At 66.4% G+C, this 21,014-nt stretch carries 19 protein-coding genes; 4 read left to right on the forward strand and 15 right to left on the reverse strand.

Going from position 1 to position 21,014, the window contains the following annotated elements:
* Positions 1-290: 290 nt before the first annotated feature.
* The 12 genes from OPU71_RS14285 to OPU71_RS14340 all read right to left on the reverse strand — a co-directional run bounded on the left by OPU71_RS14285 (position 291) and on the right by OPU71_RS14340 (position 12,396).
* A complete protein-coding gene (locus OPU71_RS14285) occupies positions 291-788 on the reverse strand; it encodes a cupin domain-containing protein (RefSeq protein ID WP_267728684.1) in 498 nt (165 codons plus the stop codon).
* 4 nt (positions 789-792) lie between these two features.
* A complete protein-coding gene (locus OPU71_RS14290; protein WP_267728685.1) occupies positions 793-1,581 on the reverse strand; it encodes an enoyl-CoA hydratase/isomerase family protein in 789 nt (262 codons plus the stop codon).
* An 11-nt stretch (positions 1,582-1,592) separates the two neighbouring features.
* Entirely contained in the window at positions 1,593-3,200 is a 1,608-nt protein-coding gene (locus OPU71_RS14295) for a carboxyl transferase domain-containing protein (protein ID WP_267728686.1), read from the reverse strand.
* Between the two features lie 30 nt (positions 3,201-3,230).
* Positions 3,231-3,989 carry a class I SAM-dependent methyltransferase gene (locus OPU71_RS14300; RefSeq protein ID WP_267728687.1) on the reverse strand — a complete coding sequence of 253 codons (759 nt, stop codon included), beginning with the start codon at positions 3,987-3,989 and terminating at the stop codon, positions 3,231-3,233.
* 1 nt (position 3,990) lies between these two features.
* Positions 3,991-4,593, reverse strand: coding sequence for a 2-hydroxychromene-2-carboxylate isomerase (locus tag OPU71_RS14305; protein WP_267728688.1), 603 nt, complete (start codon positions 4,591-4,593; stop codon positions 3,991-3,993).
* Between the two features lie 11 nt (positions 4,594-4,604).
* Positions 4,605-5,207, reverse strand: coding sequence for a 2-hydroxychromene-2-carboxylate isomerase (locus OPU71_RS14310; RefSeq protein ID WP_267728689.1), 603 nt, complete (start codon positions 5,205-5,207; stop codon positions 4,605-4,607).
* 87 nt (positions 5,208-5,294) lie between these two features.
* The gene (locus OPU71_RS14315) at positions 5,295-6,431 is read right to left on the reverse strand and encodes an acyl-CoA dehydrogenase family protein (protein ID WP_267728690.1); all 1,137 of its coding nucleotides are present in this window, start codon (positions 6,429-6,431) and stop codon (positions 5,295-5,297) included.
* 209 nt (positions 6,432-6,640) lie between these two features.
* The gene (locus OPU71_RS14320; RefSeq protein ID WP_267728691.1) at positions 6,641-6,898 is read right to left on the reverse strand and encodes a hypothetical protein; all 258 of its coding nucleotides are present in this window, start codon (positions 6,896-6,898) and stop codon (positions 6,641-6,643) included.
* 422 nt (positions 6,899-7,320) lie between these two features.
* Complete coding sequence (locus OPU71_RS14325) at positions 7,321-8,883, reverse strand: thioredoxin family protein (protein WP_267728692.1); 1,563 nt, start codon at positions 8,881-8,883, stop codon at positions 7,321-7,323.
* Positions 8,884-9,005: 122 nt separating this feature from the next.
* The gene (locus OPU71_RS14330) at positions 9,006-9,689 is read right to left on the reverse strand and encodes an SDR family NAD(P)-dependent oxidoreductase (protein WP_267728693.1); all 684 of its coding nucleotides are present in this window, start codon (positions 9,687-9,689) and stop codon (positions 9,006-9,008) included.
* Complete coding sequence (locus OPU71_RS14335) at positions 9,686-10,594, reverse strand: DMT family transporter (RefSeq protein WP_267728694.1); 909 nt, start codon at positions 10,592-10,594, stop codon at positions 9,686-9,688. The genes OPU71_RS14330 and OPU71_RS14335 overlap by 4 nt, the downstream gene beginning before the upstream one ends.
* A gap of 71 nt (positions 10,595-10,665) precedes the next feature.
* Complete coding sequence (locus OPU71_RS14340; RefSeq protein ID WP_267728695.1) at positions 10,666-12,396, reverse strand: helix-turn-helix domain-containing protein; 1,731 nt, start codon at positions 12,394-12,396, stop codon at positions 10,666-10,668.
* Positions 12,397-12,735: 339 nt separating this feature from the next.
* Between OPU71_RS14340 and OPU71_RS14345 the strand changes: the two genes are divergently transcribed.
* Positions 12,736-15,552, forward strand: a complete 2,817-nt coding sequence (locus OPU71_RS14345) for an ImpA family metalloprotease (protein ID WP_267728696.1) — start codon at positions 12,736-12,738, stop codon at positions 15,550-15,552.
* Positions 15,553-15,612: 60 nt separating this feature from the next.
* On the opposite strand, the gene OPU71_RS14350 is transcribed toward OPU71_RS14345, so the two are convergent.
* Together OPU71_RS14350 and OPU71_RS14355 are read right to left on the reverse strand one after the other, a co-directional pair.
* Positions 15,613-16,809, reverse strand: a complete 1,197-nt coding sequence (locus tag OPU71_RS14350; RefSeq protein ID WP_267728697.1) for an acetyl-CoA C-acetyltransferase — start codon at positions 16,807-16,809, stop codon at positions 15,613-15,615.
* 248 nt (positions 16,810-17,057) lie between these two features.
* A complete protein-coding gene (locus tag OPU71_RS14355; RefSeq protein ID WP_267728698.1) occupies positions 17,058-18,014 on the reverse strand; it encodes a hypothetical protein in 957 nt (318 codons plus the stop codon).
* A gap of 157 nt (positions 18,015-18,171) precedes the next feature.
* Here OPU71_RS14355 and OPU71_RS14360 point away from each other — a divergent pair, with 157 nt between their 5' ends.
* The 3 genes from OPU71_RS14360 to OPU71_RS14370 all read left to right on the forward strand — a co-directional run bounded on the left by OPU71_RS14360 (position 18,172) and on the right by OPU71_RS14370 (position 20,534).
* Positions 18,172-19,056: a dienelactone hydrolase family protein gene (locus OPU71_RS14360; RefSeq protein ID WP_267728699.1), complete on the forward strand. Its 885-nt coding sequence runs from the start codon at positions 18,172-18,174 to the stop codon at positions 19,054-19,056.
* 80 nt (positions 19,057-19,136) lie between these two features.
* Positions 19,137-19,775, forward strand: a complete 639-nt coding sequence (locus OPU71_RS14365) for a trimeric intracellular cation channel family protein (RefSeq protein WP_267728700.1) — start codon at positions 19,137-19,139, stop codon at positions 19,773-19,775.
* Between the two features lie 48 nt (positions 19,776-19,823).
* Positions 19,824-20,534 (forward strand): pseudouridine synthase, encoded by a 711-nt coding sequence (locus OPU71_RS14370; protein ID WP_267728701.1) that lies wholly within the window; start codon positions 19,824-19,826, stop codon positions 20,532-20,534.
* Between the two features lie 36 nt (positions 20,535-20,570).
* Here the strand turns inward: OPU71_RS14370 and OPU71_RS14375 are convergent, their stop codons facing one another.
* Positions 20,571-21,002 carry an META domain-containing protein gene (locus OPU71_RS14375; RefSeq protein ID WP_267728702.1) on the reverse strand — a complete coding sequence of 144 codons (432 nt, stop codon included), beginning with the start codon at positions 21,000-21,002 and terminating at the stop codon, positions 20,571-20,573.
* Positions 21,003-21,014 lie beyond the last annotated feature (12 nt).

The following is a 21,014-nucleotide window of genomic DNA, read 5'->3' on the forward strand; positions in this document are numbered from 1 at the left end:
CCGACGTGCGCAGCACGGCGGGGCCGAGGACTGTTTGAGCACCGAGCGTAGCGAGGGCGAGTTCCGCAGGCCCCCGGTGACGCGAGCAGCACAGGGGACCGTGCGCGCAGCGCGCGGCGTTGAAGCGGGGGCCGCTTCTTTGGTTCCTTTCTTGTCGGCACAAGAAAGGAACCCGCCCGCCGGGGCGGGACCCGGCTTGGGCGGGAAGGCCGTCGCAAACCGGCAGCGCCAACCGCAAGCCGACCAAAACGAAAGGTCGGGCCAAGCGGCCCAAACCCGCCCCCACCCCCTTACTCCCCTTCCCAATAATCCACCCCATCCCCTCGCCGCCCGACATGGCGAAAGCTCGCCTGCCCCTCGGCGCCCGGCGCCTTGCCCGCCATCACGAGAAACTTGTCCGAATCCGGGTACTCGCACACATCCGGTTCGCGCATCGAGCTGATCACCAGCACCCGCAGCGGCACGCTGCCAGTGTTGATGAGGTGGTGCGCAGTGTCGCGACCACCAGCCGGCGCGCCCATCACGTCACCAGCACGCACTGGGTGGCGCTGTTCGCCCAGACGGTAGGTGCCTTCGCCTTCGAGCACCACGTAGAACTCGTCGTTGGCGTGGTGGTTGTGGAAGGGGCAGATGGCCTTGCCGGGCGGGATCACGTCGTAACTCACGCCAAGGTGTTTGAGCCCCAGCAGCGCCCCAACCGCGGCATAGGCATCGGCAAAGCGCTCGCCACGCTCGAACACTTCGAGCGGCAGCTCACTCAGGTGCAGAACCGGCTTGTGCTCACTCATCGCGTCAGCCTTGCGGCACCCAGTTCGGTTTGCGCTTTTCCAGGAAGGCAGCAATGCCCTCTCGCCCCTCATGGCTGGCGCGGATCGCCGCCAGGCGCCGCGCAGTCTCGTCGGTCAGCTCACGCGACGGCGGTTCGCCTTCGACATCGCGAATCAAATCCTTCACTGCAGCCTGCGCCCCGGGCCCACCTTGCAGCAACAGGGCGATGACCCGCTCGAGCTCGGCATCCAGCTGATCGGCAGCCACTACTTCGTGCAGCAAGCCGTAGGCCTTGGCACGGTGAGCGTCGAAACGCTCGCCGGTCAGCACCAGGCGCCGCGTCTGGCGCATGCCCATCGCGGCCAGCACGTAGGGGCTGATGGTTGCCGCCGCGATCCCGAGGCGCACTTCAGTCAGCGCAAACTGTGCCCCCTCGACGCCCACGGCAATGTCGCACACGCTGATCAGGCCGACCCCGCCGCCATAGGCCGCGCCCTGCACCCGCGCGACGACCGGCTTGGGGCTGGTCGACAGCGCAAAGAGCAAAGACGCCAACTGGCGTGCATCCTGAAAGTTGGCTTGACCATCCAATTGCGCGGCACGCTTCATCCATTCCAGATCGGCGCCAGCGCAGAACGACGGCCCCTCGGAGCACAGCACGATGACCCGCACCGCCGGGTTGCCGACCAGCAAATCAAGCCCACGATGCAAGTCGTGAATCAACTGCTCGTCGAGCGCGTTGTGGCGCTCAGGCCGATTAAGCTTGAGACGGCCGACCGCGCCGGCCACTGACATCTGTACGACTTCGCTCATGTTGTTCTCCCTTACATCCGGAACACGCCGAAGCGAGTTGCTTCAATCGGCGCATTCAGCGAGGCGGCGATCGCGAGGCCCAGCACGCGGCGGGTGTCGGCCGGGTCGATGATGCCGTCGTCCCACAGGCGCGCGCTGGCGTAGTACGGGTGGCCCTGGGTTTCATATTGCTGGCGGATCGGCGCCTTGAAGGCCTCTTCCTCCTCCGCGCTCCAGCCGCCGCCCTTGGCCGCGATGCCATCCTTCTTGACCTGCGCGAGCACGCTCGCGGCCTGCTCGCCGCCCATCACCGAGATGCGCGCGTTGGGCCACATCCACAGGAATCGCGGTGAGTAAGCACGGCCACACATGCCGTAGTTGCCGGCGCCGAAACTGCCGCCGATCACCACGGTGAATTTCGGCACCTTCGCGCAGGACACGGCGGTGACCATCTTCGCACCGTCCTTGGCGATGCCGCCGTTCTCATACTTGCGGCCGACCATGAAGCCGGTGATGTTCTGCAGGAACACCAGCGGGATGCCGCGCTGGCTGCACAGTTCGATGAAGTGCGCGCCCTTCTGTGCGCTTTCCGAGAACAGGATGCCGTTGTTCGCGACGATGCCGACCGGGTGGCCGTGGATGTACGCAAAGCCGGTGATCAGCGTGCTGCCGTAGCGCGCCTTGAATTCATCGAAGCGGGAACCGTCGACGATGCGCGCGATCACCTCGCGCACATCGAAGGGCTTCTTCGCATCGGCGGGAATCACGCCGTAGAGCTCGGCAGCGTCGTACAGAGGCGGCTCGGGCTCCGCGATGGCGGGGCCGGCGGAGCGCTGCGTGTTCAGGTGCGAGACGATGCGGCGCACCTGACCGAGGGCGTCGTGGTCGTCTTCGGCAAGGTAGTCGGCCACACCCGAAAGCCGTGTGTGCACATCGCCGCCACCGAGGTCTTCGGCACTCACTTCTTCGCCTGTCGCGGCCTTCACCAGCGGCGGCCCGCCGAGGTAGATCGTCCCCTGGTTCTTCACGATCACCGTCTCGTCGCTCATCGCCGGCACATAGGCGCCGCCCGCGGTACACATGCCCATGACGCAGGCGATCTGCGGAATGCCCGCGGCACTCATGTTGGCCTGGTTGAAGAAGATGCGGCCAAAGTGATCGCGATCGGGGAAGACCTCGTCCTGCATCGGCAGAAAGGCACCGCCAGAGTCGACGAGATAGATGCAGGGCAAGCGGTTTTCGGCCGCGATCTCCTGCGCGCGCAGGTGCTTCTTCACGGTGATCGGGTAGTAGGTGCCGCCCTTCACCGTGGCGTCGTTGGCGATGATCAGGCACTCGCGGCCCGAGACCCTGCCGATGCCGGCGACCACACCGCCAGCGGCGACGTCACCGCCGTACATGCCCCAGGCCGCCATCGGCGAGAGTTCCAGGAATGGCGTGCCGGGATCGAGCAGCGCTTCGATGCGTTCGCGTGCCAGCAGTTTGCCGCGTGCGCGGTGCTTGTCGCGCGCATCGGCGCTACCCCCTTGCGCCACCTGCGCGAGCTTTGCGCGCAAATCCGCAACCAGCGCGCGCATCGCCTCGGCATTGGCCTGAAACCCGGCGTCGCGCGGGTTCAGTTGTGAATGCAGAACAGTCATCGGTACAGGCCACCCCCATGGCCGGATACTTCAGAATGCGGCAGTGGCGAACACCGTCGCTCGGTAGTTCAGCGTGTAGCGGCCCCCCGCCGCGTACCTCGCAAATGCAGTCTCGATTGCCGCCTCGGCTTCCGCCCGGCGCGCGCTGTTGGGCCGCGGCATGTACGAACGCGAGAAGACCAAAGCGCTGAAGGCGGCCTGATCGAGCGAGAGCCGGTGGCCCAGTTCGAAATGCAGGGCCCCGGCGCCGAGAAAGCCGGCCGGCGCGCAAGCCTCAAGGGCGCGCATCTGTTCATGGGCGTCACTGCGGAACTGCGCCAGCAAACTGGCGAGCGCGGCATCGGCACCGCTCACGACATCGCGCTCATTGCCCACCAGGGCAACCCAGCCCCCCGGCCGCAGGATGCGAGCAAACTCGGCGCGCGTTGGCGCCTGATCGAACCAGTGAAAGGCGGTACCGACGACGATGCCGTCGACCGACGCGTCCGGCAGGCCGGTTTGTTCAGCGGTACCGCTGAACATCTGGAACGAGGGCAGCACCGCCAGCAGCTGCGCCCCGGCTTCACGCATCGCGTTGTTCGGTTCGATGCCGGTGACCGTGTAGCCATGCTGCAGGAAGGTTTGCGCGAGCAGGCCGGTACCGCAGCCAATATCGGCCAGATGCTGGCCCGCGCGTGCCCCCACCCGCTCCGCCAGGCGCGCGACCAGCGCATCCGGGTAGCCGGGCCTGCCGACGATGTAGTCGCGTACCTTCTCGGTGAACAGACCACGTGTTTCTGCTCTGGACACCTTAGAACGCCCCCTCCGCAAGCCAGCGCTCAAGCTGCGGCAGACGATCTACGCCCCAGAACGGCTCACCCTCGACAATAAAGAAGGGCGATCCGAAGACCCCACGCGCGATGGCCACATCAACCTCGGCCTTGAAACGCTCCTTCAGCACCCCGCTGGCAACTGCGGCGGACAACTCGGCCCGCTCGACGCCCAGGTTCGCGGCGATTTCAAGCACCACATCGGGCTCGGAGATATTGCGGTCTTCAATAAAGTAGGCGCGGTAGACCGTGCGCGCAAACTGGCGCGCCAGATCGGTGTTGCGATCGTTGAGCCACAGGAAAGCGCGCGCAGCATGCTGCGTCGGCACCGGAAAGTGTGTGGGCGCCTTGAAGGGCAGCCCGAGAAAGCGCGCCGAGCGTGCCACATCGCGCTCGACGTACTCACCCTTGAGCGGCACATTGGGCAAAGGCTGCGCACCCATCGCCTTGAATGCAACGCCGAGCAGGATCGGGTGCCACAGCACCGCGCGGCCGTGCTTGTCGGCAATCGCGTCGATCACCTCGGCGGCAAGGTAGCCGTAGGGCGACGAGAAATCGAAATAGAAGTCAATCGGAGCTGGCATCGGCAGAGTCCTCAGAACGGCCCTTCAGCCAGCCACTTTTTCAGGATCGGCAAACGCGAGTAGCCCCAGAACGGCTCACCATCAACGATGAAGAAAGGCGCGGCAAACACGCCTCGCGAGATCGCAAGTTCGGTCTCGGCCTTCAGGCGCTCCTTGAGCTGCGAGCCGGTCAGCGCTTCGTGCGCAGCGGCGCGCTCGAGCCCGAAGGATTCGATGATTTCGAGCACGACATCCAGATCCGCAATGTTGCGGTTCTCGACGAAGTAGGCATGAAACACCTTGCGGGCGAATTCCTTGGCCCGCTCCGGGTCGCGATCCTGCCCCCAGAGGAAGGCGCAGGCCGCGTGCTGGGTCGGGATCGGGTAGGCACTTGGGTGCTGATAGGGCAACCCAACGAAACGCGCCAGCCGCGACACATCGCGCTCGACGTAGTCGTTGCGCAGCGGAATCGTCGGCAACGGTGCGCCACCCACAGCCTTGAAGGCGGTGCCGATGACGATCGGATGCCAGATCACGGTGCGCTTGTGGCGCTCGGCAATCTCCTCGATCAGGTGGGCGGCAACATACGAATAGGGCGAGGCAAAATCAAAATAGAAATCAACAAAGGCGCTCACGCGAGCTCTCCAGGGCGGGATGGGACGAATGCTTCGCCGCCGATGCGGCACCCGCGCATCGTAGTCGAAGGCGGTCCCGATGTGGGGTTAGCTGGCCGCCAAAGCGCGCGCAATGACCATCCGCTGGATGTCGCTGGTGCCTTCATAAATCTGACACACCCGCACGTCGCGATAGATGCGCTCGACCGGGAAATCGCTGACATAACCATAGCCGCCATGGATCTGGATCGCATCGGAGCAGATCCGCTCTGCCGCCTCGCTGGCGAAGAGCTTGGCCTGTGAGGCTTCCTTCAGGCATGGGCGTCCGGCATCTTTCATTGCGGCGGCATGCCAGACCATCTGGCGTGCGGCTTCCAGGCGGGTCGCCATGTCGGCAAGGCGAAACCCCACTGCCTGGTGCGCAATGATCGGCTGGCCAAAACTCTCGCGCTCTTTCGCGTAGCGCAGCGCCGCCTCAAACGCTGCCCGCGCCATGCCCACCGACTGCGCTGCAATGCCGATGCGGCCGCCTTCAAGGTTGGCCAGCGCGATGCGGTAGCCCTCACCCGCCGCACCGAGCAAGGCTTTGGGCCCGACCAGGCAGTCGTCGAACGCAATCTGCGCCGTATCGGATGCATGTTGCCCGAGCTTGTCCTCAAGATGGGTCACGGTGTAGCCCGGGGTCGCGGTCGGTACGATGAAGGCTGAAATCCCCTTCTTGCCGGCGGCCGGGTCGGTGACCGCAAACACAATCGCGACGTCGGCGTGTTTGCCGGTCGTGATGAACTGTTTGACGCCCTTGATGCGCCAGCCCTCGCCGTCGCGCGTCGCGAGGGTGCGAATCGCGCCGGCATCCGAGCCGGTATGCGGCTCGGTCAGGCAGAAGCAGCCCAGCATCTGGCCGCGCGCCAGCGGATCAAGCCACTGACGCTTCTGCGCCGCGCTGCCAAACGCGTTCAAAGGCCCGCATACAACCGAGTTCTGTACGCTGACGATCGTGGAGGTGGCGCCATCGGCGGCGGCAACTTCTTCAATCGCCAGCGCAAGCGACACGTAGTCGAGCCCCGCCCCGCCAAATGCTTCGGGCACCACGATGCCCAGCACGCCCAAGCCGGCCAGGCCGGTCAGTGCCTCACGTGGAAAGCGGTGTTCGCGGTCCCATGTGGCCGCGTGCGGTGCGATGCAGTCCTGCGCGTAGGCGCGCACCGCATCGCGGATCATTTCCTGGTCCTGATTGAGCAGCATCCTGCCTCCTCGCGAAGTGGGACACACCCGGGTGCAGGTGCCGTCCCCCCTCAACACCCCAGGTCGGGGCTCTCTCCGAGGCAACGCTTGTGGCGCCCCTCGCAGGGCGCCGAGTATTCCAAAACAACGTGCAGGAAACTGCCTTCCGGAAGACGATCACGAAACGAGCCACACAAGCGGGCGGCTCATTCGTCGACAAAAGCAGTTTCCTACAGCCCACCGCCCGCCGGGCCGGCACTGGACTGGGTCTTGGTGCCGACCGCACCCCGGACATCATCCGGGTTCAAGGTTTTCACCTCCCCCGGCCGCGCTTTACGGGGAATGATGCTACCGGTCACCATCACACGTTCGCCGTCATCCTCATCCGCTGCGGCGACTTGAGATGATCCGGTTTCGTCGGTCGTCGCGCACGCGCCCAGCATCATCAAACTTGCTGCGGATAGCAGCGCCATCAAGGTCTTGTTCAAGGTTTTCTCTCCACAAGGGGTTGTCCTGGCACCTGTTGGATGCCAAGGCAGAAGCCTAGCGGTGTTCAGCTTCCTTGAACAGATTGCGGCGAGAGGCGGCATCGGCGCACTTCGATGCCGCTGATCGGCGGCGCGCCGCGTGACCGTGCAAGGGCCTGATCAGCCCCGCTCGGTGCGGTGTTTGTTCTCCAGCGTGGTGGCGATACCGATTAGCAGTGCGCCGACAACGATGGTCACAACATAGCCGCCGACAAAACACATGAACCCGACTGACATGGCGCTTCTCCCTGGCTGTGGGCGCGCGGTAACGCGCGCTTCTGGCGACGCCGCCGCCGATTCGCCACGAAGACCCCCTCCGCAGCCTGGCCGCATCGCATCCGGCCAATCATTGGTGCGACGCGGGCAGGCAGCGTTGATGCGCGTCAACCGGGTTTCGCCGGGCGAAACACGCCTGCACAGGCAGCACGTTGCGGATCGTCCCGCGGCAGCCGTTCGCACAAGGCCTTGCCTTGCGCGATAAGGCGATCATGGGCCGCGGCGCGCGCGCCCGGTTTGCGCCACTCGGCGAGCTTGCCGGCACTGCGGGTGAGCACGCCGAGGTTGCGCTCGTAGAAGGCATTCGGTGTATTCGCGGCTTCGGAGAGCAACTTGGAGGCCGCCGCCTCGATCTTCACCACCTCATCCGGCGCCAGTTCGAGCAGGCCGTTAACGTATCCGGCGCCCCACTGCAGGCGGGTGGCACCGCCCTTGGCGGTATCCCAGGCCGCTTCGTACCATTTGAGCGCCGAGGCCGTGTCGCCACGCTTCTTGGCATTGCTGCCGAGCATGCGCATGAAGTAGTACGGCGCGTGCGAACGCTTGAGTTCTGCCGCGAGCAAGGTGTCCGAGTCATCGAGCAGGCCGGCCTCGGTGAGCACCCCGGCGGCGGTGTAGATCACCGACTGCCGCTCGTAGCGGTTTGTCGTCGCTTGGTCGGCGGCCTGGATCTGAGCCTTGATTGCGGGCACCGCGACCGGGCTCACGCCGTCAAGCTCGCCCAAAGCGACGCGGCCGCCCAGCGCAACCAGCCGATCCGCAGTGGACAGGGTGGCGTCCTGCGCCAGCGCCGCCAGGGCGGCATCCCACCTGGTCGCGAGCAGTACGCGCTCGGGCCCCGCCACGGTGAGCGACGTCACCATCTTCGCCGGGTTCGCAACCAGCAAGTCGAAGTGGCTTCGAACCAGCGCAGGATCGCCGAGCACGTGGTTCAACAAGCCCGCGCCCGACGCATCGCCCGGCGCCGGCTGCGGCGAGACCTCGGCCTGTGCCGACAAGGCCTTGAGCGCCAGCCGCGTGGCCAGTTCCGGTTCGGTGGGTGGCACCGCCGCCGCCAGCTGCGCCAGCGTACCCGCCAGGCGGCCCTTGGCAATCAACTGTTCTTCGTCGGCATCGAAGGCGTAGTAGGCGAGCAATCGCCAGTCATCCGGCGCGAGCGTCTTGCCCGCCAGCGCATCGGCCAGCACCGCCTTGACCGGGCGATTGGCGTTCATGCCCAGTGCCAGCACCTGCAGGTAGCGCTGGGCATCCACCTCGCCCGGCAGGCGCGTGAGCTCAAGCCCATCGGGGCTGAAGAGGATCATCGTCGGATAGCCGCGCACCTTGAAGCGGGCAGCGAGTTTCTGGCCTTGCGGCGAATCACCGTCGAGTTCGACCGGAATGAAGTGCCGCGCGCGTTCTGCGAAATCGGCGCGGTTGAACAGCGTGGCTTTCACCTGATTGCAGTAAGGGCACCAGACAGCGCCCCAGTACAGGAACAGCGGCTTGTTGGCACGCTTGGCCTCGGCGAAGGCGGCGTCGACATTGCCCTTGAACCAGGGCACCGCAGCCGCGCCACTGACGGCAGGCTGGCTTTGCGCGGCCGGCGCTGGCGTGGCGGGGGTGTCAGGTGATCGGGAACAAGCTGCAAGCAGCAAGAGCGGCGCAAAGCGCCATACGCGAAGGGTCATGCATTGTCCTTGTCAGGCACAGGCTTGTCGGCCCGCCACCGGTGAAAACGGCCGCGCTTCTGGCACGGCATGAGGCCGGCATTCTGCCTTCAAGCGCGCCGCTGCGCCCGCCGCGGGCGCGGCTACCAGGCCAGCGGCGTACCGTCGTAGTTGAAATAGCCGCCGTTGTCGGCCGGGCCGATGCGTTCCAGCACGCCGCGCATGCCAACCACCGAGTCGTAGGCCTCGATCTGCGCGTTGGGGCCGCCCATGTCCGTCTTCACCCAGCCCGGATGCAATGTCACCACCGTCACACCCCGCGGGCCGTATTCGTTGGCGGCACACTTTGCGACCATGTTCACCGCCGCCTTCGATGCGCGGTAGAGCAAACCGGTGCTGCTGCGGGTGCCGCTGATCGACCCCATCATCGACGAGATCACCGCGATCTTGCCGCCCGTACCCACCACCGAATCGGCAAAGGCCTGGATCACCCGCATCGGCCCCAGCACATTGGTATGCATCACGGCATCGAAGTCGGCGTCGCCGGGCGCCAGAAAGCTGCTTGTCTCCGGCCCGTAGAGCCCGGCGCACACGATCAGCAGATCGAGAGGATCCTCATCGGCATGCCAGGCCGCGCCGGCGATCGAATTGGCCGAGGTCACATCAAGCGGAATCACCTCGACGCCCTTCACCCGCATCAAACCGGTGGCGGCGGCCGGGCTGCGCACCCCGGCGTACACCTTCCAGCCCTGGATCGCATACTGCCGCGCGAACTCCAGCCCGATGCCGCGTGAAGCGCCTGCAATCAATACGGTCTTGCGGGTCATGCCTTGATCCCTCCCGGATGCTTTCGATTTGTCAGCCACACGCCCAGCAGCACCATGGCGCCACCGGCCAGCACCGACAGGCCGACATGTTCGTTCAGCAGCAAGGCCGCGAGCAAGACCGCGCTGACCGGCACCAGATTGATGAAGGCCGCCGCGCGCGCCGCGCCCAGCCGCATCACGCCGTTGGCGTACCACACATAGGAAAACCCGCTGCCGAGCACCCCCAGGTAGAGCAGCGCCGCCCACGCCTGCCAGGAAAGCACCGGCAGGCTGCGCAGCGACCCATCGACCAGCCCGGCGATCAGCAGCATCAGGCCGCCAGCCAGCGAGGCGTAGAAGGTCATGCTCAGGGGCGAGAGCGTGCGACTCGCGCGGCGGCCGATCAAGGTGTAGGCGGTCCAGCCGGCAACGCAGCCGAGAATGGCCACTTCGCCACGACCGATCTCGCCGCGCAACAGGGCAAAGGGATCCCCGCGGCCAATCACCAGCAGGCAGCCGACCAGCGCAATCGCCACGCCAAGCAGGCGGGCCGGGCGCAGTGACTCGCCCATCAGCAGCCATGCCGCCAAGGCAACCGCCACCGGATTGAGGGCTATCACCAGCGCGCCGCGCCCCGCCTGCACCTGCTGCAGGCCGTAGAAGAAGCAAAGGTTGTAGAGCAGGATCCCGGTGGCGCCCATCGCCACGACACGCGCGGCATCCGCCCCGGTGATCCGCGGCAGCCCGGCCGAGGCCCGCCACACCAGGGCTCCGAGCGTCAGGGTGCCGAGCACGAATCGCCAGCCCGCCGCCGACAGTGGCGGCATCTCGGCGGCAAGGATGCGCCCGGCGATCCAGGTACCACCCCAGATGATGGCAACGAGCACTTGCTGGGCGACGACGGCAAACGGCGGCGAGGCGGGCATCAATGCGCAGACCTTTGGCGCAAAACAGATTGCAGAATGATACGGGCCGCACCGCTGCGGCGCTCGCAGGCTCAAGCCGCCACGCTGCTGACGATGGCAGCAAGCTCGGCACTCACCCGCTCCGGAACGCGCGCCGCGATCTGCGATTCGATTGCCTGCCGTGCAGCGCTGTCACCGCCGGCGCAGACCGCCTCGGCCCAGGCGATGGCCAAGGCCAGCGGCTCGGCCGCTGCTGCCGCCACGTTGTGCCGCGTGCGCAACCAGTGCAGGACGTTGGGTGGAACATGCCAGGAGGCCAGCATCAACCAGGTCTCGTCAATGCCGTCCACCACGCGCATCGCCCGCGATGGCAGGGCAAGCCGAGCGAGATCGCAGGCGAAAGCCGCGAGCGCCAGCGCGGCCGCGTCGGCCGGTGCAAGATGGCGTGCCAGCACGCACGCCGCGCGCGAAGCCAGCGCCCCACGGCGCCAGATTTCACGCAGCTGCGCGGGCGAATCGGCAGATGCCGTCGGAACGCAAGCCTCGACAATGCTCCGCAGCGCGTCGGCCGGAATCCGGGCGAGGAGCGCGGCATCCAGGATGCAGGTCTCGCGCGCACCCTGAGCGGCCTCCGCGCAGTAAGCCAGCACGCGCAGGTGCAGGACCGGATCCTCGGCCAGCGCCTCACACAGTTCAGCCGGCGTGGCACCGCCCTCGGCCAGCACGCCCCTGAGCCATGGCAGGCGCGGGCTATGGCGCGGCCAGCTCGGCGATGTATTCCAGTGCTCGGCGCGGCGCGCTCCAAACAGTTGTTGCGCCGCGCGCCGGCACAGCGCCGGCGTGACGCCGAAGCGATCGCGAAAGGCACGCTCAAAAGTATTGCGGTCGGCGTAGCCGATGCGCTGCGCCAGATCGTCGGTCTTTTCGTCCGAGCCGAGGATCGCGTCCATCGCAAGCCGCGCGCGATGCGCTGCAAGCAGCGCCGAGAAGCGGCACCCCTCATCGGCCAGTTGGCGGCGCAGCGTACTGGCGCCGATCGCCAGCGCGGCGGCGGCGGCATCGAGGCCAAGGTTGCGCAAATCAGGCTGAGCCGCCAACCAGCGGGCGACGCGAGACGCCGCCGTGTCCGATTGCCTGACCGCCGCGAGGCGCCCTTCATACATGGGCCTGATCGTGCGACGAAGGGCTGCGCTGGCCCCCGGCAGATGCAGCGTGAGCACCGCGGCCGGATAGCTCAGCGCGAACTCATCGGCTGCCATGCGCGGCGTAATGCCCAGCAAGCCGGACAGAGTCGCCAGGTCACCGACATCGCGCGTCATCAACTCGGCCTGCCGCATCGGCAGCGCAACGCCACTGATGTAGCTGAGCACGCGCGACAGCCAGACCAGGATCGACTCGTAGCGCAGGCGCACGCCCAGGCGCGCCGGCCGATGCATCGGAGCGAGCGCGATCCTCACCAGGCCCCCGTGACAGCCGCAGTGAAAGCGGCCATCGGGGAACAGCAGACCCGCCAGCCGCCCCATCTCGTCGAGCGCAGCGCCAAGGGAGTCATGGGCACGCAAGTAGTACACCAATCCGTCGCCGGCCGCCATGTCGAGCTCTGCCGCCAGCCACGCGAACGCATGCGGATCGCCGGCGGCATGGAGCCACTCGCTCATCTGCAGCGCCGTCTCGGCAGGCAGCGGCGTGGTGTCGGACGGCGCCACGCGGGTCAAACCAAAGCGCGACTGCAAGACCTTGAGCCGCTCCGGCTGATCGCGATAGCGCACAAACAAGGCCTGGAAGTGCCGCATCTGCGGCACGTACTCATGCTCGTCGCTCATCGCTCCACCCGTGATAGCCCCATTTCCACAGTCTACCCGCGCACTCAGAGCGCGGGAGCAGCAGTGATGAGCGGCTTTGCGGTAGGCGGCCCGCGCCTTAATCGCTAGGATGCCGCATCCTGTGGGTTGCCCCGAGGCCCCTGCCGCGCGCTGTGGCGCGGCCGCGCCGCACGCCAACCCGCAGCACCGGACGCGACACCCGCCCCACTGTGGCCCGGATGTCCTGCGCCCCAACGCCGCGCAACCCAAGGATGTGCGCGGGCTCACGTTCGAGATTCCTTCACATTGACTCATGGCGCCGTGAATCGCGGCGCCGGCTTTTCTATTTCCGGAAGACGCATGTTCAAGCTCCCCTTCAATACTTTCATCGCCCCGCTTGCGGCCTGCGCGATCGCCGCGACTCTGGCCGCGTGTGGCGGAGGCGGCGGCGACACGGCCGGCCCCGGCAGCGGCGACCCTGGCAATGGCAACAGCACCGGCGGATCAGGTAACAGCGGTAACACAGGCGGCTCGGGAAATACCGGCGGCGGCTCTGGCGGCACCACGCCGCCCGACCTTATTGCCCAGGCACTGCAAAGCGGTGACGCGAGCGCGCTGACCGCGCAGGATCGCCCCGCCCTGCTCGCGCGTGCAGTGAGCGCCGCGAACACGCTCGGCGCGAAACAGACCCAGGCGCTGGCCTCGATCTATGGCACCGACGTCACACAACTGGCGCTGAACCACAGCACCAACAGCAGTTCGATCACGGCCGCCAAGACGACGATCGCGACGCCGCTGATCGTGTCGGACGACGGCACCGGGATGGCGGCGATCGCACAGGTCGGCCCGGGACGCGGGCTCGCCTACGGCGCCAACGTACTGAGCTGGATGGCCGGCACCACGCGCGAGCAGCAGCACCTGCCGCTGTTCAACCGCGCCTTCGCCTGGCTGCTGACGGGCGACGGCGCCGCGAAGCTTCCGGCCACCCTCACGGTCGGCAGCGCGGGCTACGATGCCAACACGGTGAAAACCTACCTTGCCCGCGTGGGCAGCACCGCAAGCCTGACGAGCTGCAAGGTCGACGACCCGGCAAACACCTGCTGGAAGGATCTTGACCTGATCGTGTTCGGTTCAGGCACCACCGACAGCGCGGGGCTCTCCGCGCTGGTGCGCGGCTATCTGGAGGCGGGCAAGCCGGTGATCTACATGCACCCGAGCTGGGTGGATTCGGCCGGCGGCCGCACCGTGCTCAGTGCGATGGGCATGAACCTCGGTGGCTACCCGGGCAACTACTTCGCCAGCGCCGAAGCGGTATCGGTTGGCGCCACACGCACCCGTGCCGACAGCCTCGCGCGCGGCGATCAGTTCGGCGCGCTGCTCAACACCCTCAATCTGCTCAGCCGCACCGACCTCACGCTGGACTTCACTGACACCACGCCGCTGAGGCCGATCGACGCGGTGCAGACCGCGCTGTCTTCGATGCAGGCACGCGGCATCAACGTGTTCGCCGACCCGGACAGCGAGTTGTACCGCCTGCTGGTGCTGTGGGCCGACCAGGTTCGCACCGGCGTGGTCTACGGTGCACCGCTTTCCAGTAAGGGCGACTCGGACGACTTCCTGCGCGCCTACGCATCCGACTCCTGGCTGGTGTTCAACCGCGCCGCGACCACGATCCCGCCCAAGGGCGCCGGCGACTTCATGCCGGCAACAGCGAACAACATCGCGGTGAGCAGCGACTTCGAAGAGATCGAGGTGACGATCCCGCAAAGCGGCGGCATCACGCTGATCGGCCGCGCGGCGATCCCCGGCAAACCGGTGACGATCCAGGTCGTCGATACCGCCGGCGCCACCAGCCTCGGCGTGCAGACCAGCTACCTGCGCGCGTATGGCAAACCGCTCTCGGACACGAACTACGCACGCCCGCGTCGCCCGCACTCCTACACCATCCCGCTCGCCGCGGCCGGTGACACGAAGTTCATCACCCCGTTCGGCGGCCCGCTGATGCTCAACTACGGTGGCGCCACGGCAGGCACGGTGGTGAAACTGCGCATCAAGGGCAGCGCAAAGTACGGGCATTTCGATTTCACCGGCAATCCGTCACAGACGGAGATCGACGCCGCGTCGGCAGCCGTCGTGCGGGGCGAATTCGGCTGGCAGACCGCCAAGTTCATCGGCGGTGAGGTGCAGCAGTTGAACAAGTTCGCGCAGAACGTGCTGAGTCAGATGAGCGCGCAGGAGTACGTGGTGGTGCGCCTCAAGGGCATGCTCTTCGACAGCAACCACTTCGCCAATGGCTACAACAACATGCCGATGTCGGCACTGGCGCAGAGCGTCTGCAGCCAATTGGGCTGGAACTGCGATGGCCCGCTCCACCGCGCTCCGAATGTGCAGCACTTCATCGGCTGGCTGGCTGCCTGCGGCTTCCTCTGCTCGGGCAATCCGTCCGACGGCAGCGCCGGCATCGGCAGCGGTTGGGGGCATGCCCATGAACTGGGTCACAACACGGTGCAGCGCGTGATGCACATCGCGCCCAACGGCAAGGGCTGCGTGGTGGAGTGCGACAACAACATCCTCGCCAGCGCAACCATGATGCGGCAGTACGCGCTGATTGGCCTGGATACCGGCCACGCCACCGATCACCCGGGGCTCTACGCCGACATCGTCGCCAACCGCGCCACCGGGCTGACTGACGAAGCCCTTCGCGCCGACATGGAAACGCGCCTGTGGGCCTACGGTACCTCGCGCCAGGATCCATTGCGCGCGGTGCACTTCCAGATCGCCTTCCAGTACGCCAAGCTGCGCGGCGGGCTGGCGAAGCCGACCATGGAAAGTACGCTGGAGTTCTTCCAGCTGCTGACCAAGGCCGACCGCCTCGTCGCCAAGGCCTGGGACGCCAACAACAAGGCCAAGTACGGCATGGGCCGCTTCGCCGACAACAAGATCAGCAACGAAGACCTGTTCTACGTGCTGAGCTCGAAGATCATCGGCCAGGACATGCGCAAACACTTCGCGATGTACGGCATCCCGCTCAGCCAGACTGCGCTCGACTCGATCGCCGATCTCGGCCTGCCGTCCGCATCGCGTAGTTTCTACGCGCTGGCCAAAGGCAAACACAACCAGCCGGCCACCGGCGCGTGGATGGACATTGAAAGCAGCACCCCGGCTTACGCATTCTGAGCACGCTATGCCAAGAAAAAAGGCCGCCCGAGGGCGGCCTTTTTCATATGCGGAAACGCGTCAGAACAGCTCGACTGCCATCGCCGTTGCTTCGCCGCCGCCGATGCACAGGCTCGCCACGCCGCGCTTGAGGCCGCGCTTCTTCAATGCGCCGATCAGCGTCACGATCACGCGGGCACCAGAGGCACCGATCGGGTGGCCCAGCGCGCAGGCGCCGCCATTCACGTTGACCTTCTCGTGCGGCAGTTTGTGGTCGTGCATCGCGGCCATGGTGACCACCGCGAAGGCTTCGTTGATCTCGAACAGATCCACGCTGTCGGTGTTCCAGCCGGTCTTGGCGTAGAGCTTTTCGATCGCGCCAACCGGGGCGGTGGTGAACCAGGCCGGCTCATGCGCGTGGGTGGCGTGGCCGACGATCTTGGCGATCGGCTTGAGGCCCAGCTTGTCGGCGGTCGAGGCGCGCATCAGCACCAGCGCAGCGGCGCCGTCGGAAATCGACGACGAAGTGGCCGCCGTCACCGTGCCATCCTTCTTGAATGCCGGCTTGAGCGAAGGGATCTTCTCCGGCTTGGCCTTGAAGGGCGATTCGTCCTTGCTGATCTGGACTTCACCGCCTTTGCCGGCAACGGTCACCGGCGCAATTTCCCAATCGAAGCTGCCGTCGGTGTTGGCGGCCAGCGCGCGGCGGGTCGATTCGATCGCAAACGCATCCTGCGCTTCACGCGTGAAACCGTACTTGCTCGCGGTTTCCTCGGCATAGGTGCCCATCGACTTGCCGCCGCCGTTGGGCGTCTTCTCGTAGGCGTCTTCCAGGCCATCGAGCGCCATGTGATCGAAGGTGGTGGCGTGGCCGTAGCGATAACCGCCGCGCGCCTTGGGCAGCAGGTAGGGCGCGTTCGACATGCTCTCCATGCCGCCGGCGACGATCACGTCGACCGAGCCGGCCAGCAGCTGATCGTGCGCCATCATCGCGGCCTTCATGCCCGATCCGCAGACCTTGTTGATCGTCGTCGCCACCGCCGACAGCGGCAGCCCTGCCCCCAGCGTGGCCTGCCGCGCAGGCGCCTGGCCCTGGCCGGCCGGCAGCACGCAACCCATGATGACTTCCTGCACCTGCTCGGGCTTCAGACCGGCACGTTCCACCGCGGCCTTGATCGCAACACTGCCGAGCTGGTGGCCGGTAAAGCCGGCGAGTTCGCCCATCATGGCGCCGATTGGCGTGCGGGCAACGGAAACAATGACGACGGGATCAGACATGGTGCTTCTCCTCAGATCAGGTTGGGCGCGCGGGCCAAGCGTGCGCGCAGGCGTCTCGGAACAACAAGCAGCCTAGGGTACGCGCGCATGATGACCGTACGCCATCAGGGTTCGCCGCAGTGCAGCATTGAAAACTGGCGCGATCCTACAAGGAATCGCCCGCGCCCCGCCAATGCTGTTCGGGCAGGAATGAAGCCGCTGCTTGCGCGGCCCCGCGACAGGGGTGTACGGGGCGCTGCGCCGAGCTGTCAGTTGTCGCCGCCGATCGCCGCCAGCAAGCCACGCGCTTCGCCGCCCACGCTGGGCAGCACGCTTTCGCCGGCGATTTTCTTGAGGGGCTCGCGCGCTTCGCGTTGCAGCGTGAAGCGGATGTCGGGGTAAAGAGCGTAGAGCTGGGCAATGATCGCCAGCGCGCGCGCGCGGTCCGAGTGGCTCGGGAGACTCAGCACCTTTGATGCGGTCGACGCAATCGCTTCGGCGGTATCCGGGTCGCGCAAGCGCTCCATGAAGGTGAGGATGAAGCGCGAGGTGAAGTTGCGGACATCGGTATCCGGGTCAAGCAGGCGGCCCTGGATCGCTGCGATCGAAACGCCCGGGTTGCCCGTCCACTGCAGCATAGAGATCGCGTCGCGGCGTTCGGGGTGGTTGGCGTCCAGCGCGATCGCGATCATCCGGTCTTGCTGGCCCATCGCAAAATCGCGCAACTGGGCATCGAAGGCGCGCAGCTCAGAATCGTCCGACACCAGCACCCCCGAAGGCGTGATCTGCTCGCCGGGCAAATAGCCGTCGGCAATGACTTCCTGCACCCGGTGCTCACGCTGCACGAGCAAGAGTCGCGCGTCCGGCGGCACGCGGCCGGCGGCGCGCGGCGCGGTCGACGGCTGCAGCATCGCGTCCGACTCGTCGTCCTCAAGGATCTCGACAATGTAGTGAACCCGTTTGCCGATCACCGTGCCATTGCAGCTGACCGCCAGCACCGGCAGCTTTCTGAGCGGTTCGCACCACTTGAGCATTTCTTGTTCTTTTTGCTCGACCGGCGCGCCGACCTTGATCGGCAGCAGCGCGGTGACCTGCTCGCGCTTGATGCGCTTGAGGCCGATCACTTCGGTTTCGCCCCAGTTCATCTGCTTGGGCTGTGCCTGCGCGTGCGCGGCGAGCGGCAGGCCTGCGATCAGGGTAAGGGCAAGGCTCAGGGCAAGGCGCATGGGGGCAATCCGGCGGAGGCAAAGCGGGGATTGTCCGGGGATCGCGATCTATGCTCAAGTGCAGGCCGCAGCCCCGAGTCGGATCGAATTGCTGCATGGCAGGGAATCTTCGGGGCTGGCCTCAGTCCATTGCTTACCCAACCCACGGAGGTCACTGATGGAACCCACACAGAAGAGCCCGCTGCAAAGTGAATTCGACAGCCTCGCGCCCGCGCTCAAGGCAGACCGGCGCGGCTTCATCGCCGGCATGGTCGCAACCGGCTTTGCCCTCGCGGTGCAGCCGGTGGCCGCGCAGACGGTGATCAAGACCCCGGCCGACGGCCTGGTGGCAGGCCCGGTCGATATCCCGGCGGGCGACATCACGATGCGCGCCTACCGCGCGATGCCGGCGGGCAAGGGCCCCTTCCCGGTGGTGATGGTGGTTGAAGAGATCTTCGGCATCCACGAATGGATTCAGGACATCTGCCGCCGCCTCGCCCGCGCCGGCTACCTTGCGGTGGCGCCCGACCTCTTCGCACGCCAGGGCGACCCGACCCAGTACGACTCGATCCCCAAGATTTTCGAGAACGTGATCTCCAAGGTGCCCGATGCGCAGGTGATGCGCGATCTGGACGCCACGGCCGCCTGGGCTGCCACGCAGGGTGGCGACGCCGCGCGCCTGGGCGTGACCGGCTTCTGCTGGGGTGGGCGCATCACCTGGCTGTATGCCACCCACAACCCCAAGCTCAAGGCGGGCGTTGCCTGGTACGGGCGGGTGGTCGGCCAGGCGTCGGCGCTCACGCCCAAGGCGCCGAGCGAAGTGCTTGCCGATCTCAAGGCGCCGGTACTTGGCCTCTACGGCGGCAAGGACAAGGGCATCCCGGTCGAGCAGGTCGAAAAGATGCAGGCCGCGCTAAAAGCGGCAGGCAGCAAATCGGAGATCCGCATCTACCCCGAGGCGGACCACGGTTTTCTTGCCGATTACCGCCCGAGCTTCAATGCCGACGCTGCGGCCGACGCCTGGCCGCGCGCGCTGGAGTGGCTCAAGCGGCACGGGGTTTAAGCCGGCGGCTTGGCCGGGGACAAATGCTGCGGGCGGGCGGCGGCGTATGCTTGGCCGCTTCGCCCGCCAACTGCCGTGCCATGCAACTACCCACCAACCCCGCCACGATCAGCCTGCTCGGATACTGGATCGGCATCGCCGCGGTGGCCGCCTGCGCTGCCGCAGCCGTGCTTGAAGTGGGGCGCAAGCAGTTCGATGCTTTCGGCGTAGTAGTGGTGGCCTTCGCCGCGGCACTGGGCGGCGGCACCACGCGCGATCTGCTGCTCAACCGCACCGTTTTCTGGATCGCCGACCCCACCTACCTGATCGCGGCAGCGCTGGCAGGCCTGGGCGCCTTCATGCTGGCGCGCCGCATGCCACTGCCGGCCAGGCTGTTCCTGATCCCGGACGCCATCGGGCTGGCGCTGTTCACGATCATCGGCACCAAGCTGGCGATGAACATGGGCACACACTGGACAGTGGCCGCGCTGATGGGCGTGATTACCGGCGTGATGGGCGGCATCCTGCGCGACGTGCTGGCGAACGAAGAACCGGTGATTTTCAGCGGCGAACTCTATGCCACGGCCGCCGGGGCTGGCGCACTGGCACTGATCGGCCTGCTGCACATTGAAACCGACCCGCGCTGGGCCGCATTCTGGGCCGGCAGCCTGATCTTCGGCCTGCGGCTGGCGGCGATTCGCTGGCACCTGAGTCTGCCAAAATTCGAAGCGCGCCGTTAAGGGCAAGTCGGCGTATAGTCCGCGCCTTCGCGAAAAAGGAATCCACCGATGCAACTAGACCGCATCCTCCAGTCTCAGGGTTTTGGCAGCCGCAAGGAATGCCGCGGCTTGGTTCGCCACGGCTTCGTGCGCATTGGCGGCGAAGAGATGGACGACCCCTTCGTCGAACTCGATCCGCAGGGGCTGGAATTCGAAGTGGACGGCGAGTTGTGGCAATACCGCGAAGTGGCCTACCTGATGCTGCACAAGCCGGGTGGCTACGAGGTTTCACACAAGCCCAAGCACCACCCCAGCGTGTTTTCGCTGCTGCCCACCCCGCTGCGGGAACGCGGCGTGCAAGCCGTGGGCCGGCTCGATGAAGACACCACCGGCATGCTGATCCTGACCGAAGACGGGCAGTTGATCCACCAGCTCAGCTCGCCCAAGCGGGCGATTCCCAAGGTCTACCAGGTCACGCTCAAGCACCCGGCCACGCCTGAACTCGTGTCGGCCCTGCTGGCCGGCGTGGAATTGCACGACGAACCGGCGCCCGTGGTCGCCGCCGGTTGCGAAATCATTGAGGAATGCCTGCTGCGGCTCACCATTACCGGCGGCAAGTACCACCAGGTCAAGCGCATGATCGGCGCCGCCGGCAACCGGGTTGAAGCGCTGCACCGCAATGCGATCGGGCGGCTCGAATTGCCCACCGATCTTGCGCCCGGCAAATGGCGCTGGCTCAGCGACACCGACCTCGCCGCCCTGCGCTGCGACGAAGCGTAGGCAGATTGCGGCCGGGCGCCCTGCCCGGCCGCTTGATCACTGCGCCGGCTGCATCTGGTAGCCCAGCAAGGTGCGATCGCCGCTCAGAAGCAGCAGCATGTCACCCTCGATCCGATAGCGGTCGGTCTGCGCCAGCAGCGTCAGGTAGCGCTGCTCCAGTTCCATGCCCTCAACGCAGGCCATGCGGGTGCCGGCCAGCGGCCCGAACTTCAGCTTGGCGCCCGACACCGTTGCACTGCCGGTGTAGCGGTTGCAGCCACTGAAGCCCGATACCTTGCCCGCCGCGCTGTCCAGCCGCAGGCTGGGCGGTCGGCCACTCGATACCGCCTGCCCTTCGATCTGCTTCAACACCCAGTCGCGGCCTTCAAGCGGCACAGCACCGGCTCCACCAGCCTGAGCGCAAGCGCCCAACGCACCCAACGCACCCAACGCTGCAAGAAGACCCAAGACGCGAAACAAACGGCTCATGCACATGCCCTC

The organism is Niveibacterium sp. 24ML, assembly GCF_026586805.1.
Classification (GTDB): Bacteria; Pseudomonadota; Gammaproteobacteria; order Burkholderiales; family Rhodocyclaceae; genus Niveibacterium.